Genomic DNA, 1,096 nt, shown 5'->3' with positions numbered 1-1,096 from the left:
CTCATAATTGCAACTGAATATAAAAAAACTGAAGTCATGACTCCAGTTTTTGCACGATTTTCAGATACAATTATGCTTTTGTGATATTGACTGCTTGAAGACCACGTTGACCTTCTTCAACATCAAATTCAACTTTTTGACCTTCATCAAGTGATTTGAATCCATCAGATTGGATTGCTGAGAAGTGAGCGAACAAATCTTTGCCTTCTTCTGAAGTGATAAAGCCAAATCCTTTATCTGCGTTAAACCATTTTACTGTTCCATTTGCCATAATATTTATTTCCTTTCGACAAAATTGTAAATCTCATTTTGCGAAAAGTGAATCGATAAAACATTTTACTCATGACAAAATCTACTTCTTCATAATAACACTAATTATACTCAATGTCAAACTACTCTCTGATTAATAAAATCCATATCGTAGTGACATGGATTTTATGAACTGTAGGGAAAGCAACTAATCTTTCCCTCACTCAGTATAACATTTTAATTCATTTTTGCAATAGCAATAAATAAAAAAGCAAAGGACACCCCATGCTTTAACTCATTTATCTTTTATGTACGTTTGAAGCATAACGTCCACGAGACGTCATTTTGATATCAAAAGTAACCTTTTGACCTTCATCGTATTTTTTAAAATCATTTCCCTGAATAGATAAGAGATAAGCAAACACATCTTGCATATCATCTGCCATAATAAAACCATAGCCTTTGTCAGCGTTAAACCAATTTATTGTTCCTTTATTCATATAATACATCCTTTCGCATCATCTGTAAATCCTATTTTGCGAAAAAGTGCATTCCTAAAACATTTAAACTCGAGACAAAACCTACCTCTTAATAGTAACACCTATTCTTACCAAAGTCAAATTGGTCTATTTAAAACTTATTGATTTTCTTGTGATTCCCCAGATTTTCATGAGGATTTGCTTTAGCAAGTGTCAGGGTTTCTCTATCAACAACCCTGACATCATGGTTTTCTAATTCAACAATTAGTGCATTCTTATAAAGATTAATATCTCCAGAAACGACTGTTGCTTGTTCTCCATTTGATAATGTAATTTTATCTCCTGTTTTCATTTTTCACTTCCATTCT

The 1,096-nt window shown here is 32.1% G+C and carries 3 protein-coding genes; all 3 read right to left on the bottom strand.

The genetic code is table 11. The annotated features are described in order from the left end of the window. Positions 1 to 70: 70 nt before the first annotated feature. The gene (locus tag ABZY44_RS37780) at positions 71 to 271 is read right to left on the bottom strand and encodes a cold-shock protein (RefSeq protein WP_010905424.1); all 201 of its coding nucleotides are present in this window, start codon (positions 269 to 271) and stop codon (positions 71 to 73) included. Between the two features lie 277 nt (positions 272 to 548). Beyond that, a complete protein-coding gene (locus ABZY44_RS37775; protein WP_003132324.1) occupies positions 549 to 749 on the bottom strand; it encodes a cold shock domain-containing protein in 201 nt (66 codons plus the stop codon). 130 nt (positions 750 to 879) lie between these two features. Then, the gene (locus ABZY44_RS37770) at positions 880 to 1,080 is read right to left on the bottom strand and encodes a hypothetical protein (protein WP_023189247.1); all 201 of its coding nucleotides are present in this window, start codon (positions 1,078 to 1,080) and stop codon (positions 880 to 882) included. Positions 1,081 to 1,096 lie beyond the last annotated feature (16 nt).

Source organism: Streptomyces sp. NPDC006544, from assembly GCF_040611715.1.
Taxonomy (GTDB): domain Bacteria; phylum Actinomycetota; class Actinomycetes; order Streptomycetales; family Streptomycetaceae; genus Streptomyces.
This window is presented reverse-complemented; position numbering and strand designations above follow the sequence as displayed.